The organism is Fredinandcohnia onubensis, assembly GCF_002734285.1.
GTDB classification, from domain to species: domain Bacteria; phylum Bacillota; class Bacilli; order Bacillales; family Bacillaceae_L; genus Ferdinandcohnia; species Ferdinandcohnia onubensis_A.
In genome coordinates this window covers 1-583 of sequence record NZ_NSEA01000045.1, presented here as the reverse complement: position 1 = coordinate 583, position 583 = coordinate 1, and the positions used below count along the sequence as shown (strand labels likewise).

1 protein-coding gene is annotated in these 583 nt (G+C 36.2%); it reads left to right on the top strand.

Features of this window, described 5'->3' with window-relative positions; translation table 11 throughout:
* A partial coding sequence (locus CKJ95_RS23160) for an extracellular solute-binding protein (RefSeq protein ID WP_142353977.1) occupies nucleotides 1–583 on the top strand: 583 nt, incomplete at both ends.

Genomic DNA, 583 nt, shown 5'->3' with positions numbered 1-583 from the left:
CAAGCATTTACTGAGAATGATCCGGATGGTAATGGTAAAAAAGATACAATTGGTATTACTGATCGTTCAGATTTAGTATATGGTGCATTTAAATCAGTATCATCTTGGTTTGGCACACCAAATAATTGGGGCGAAAAGGACGGGAAACTTTTACCGGAATTTATGTTTGATGAGTATTTGGATACTATGGATTTCATTAAAGACATAAGGGAAAAAGGGTATATGAATAGTGATTTCCCTGTTACAAGTAAGGATGATCAGCAAGCCTTGTTTAAAAATGGAACAGCCGGGATGTACATTGGGGCAATTGGCGATGTTCAAGGTCTTTATAATGACGCAGTTCAATTAAATCCAGATGTTGTTCTTGATGTCCAAAACAAAATTACAGGTCCGGATGGAAAGTTTGGAATTTGGGCAATTCCTGGCTATGGAAATATGGTATTATTTCCAAAATCATCTGTAGAAACGGAAAAGGAATTAAAGGATATTCTTGAATTCTATGATTTCATTGCAAGCCCAGAAGGTGCTAATTTAATCTATTGGGGTGTTGAGGGTGAACATTATGAAGTAAAGGATGGAAAAG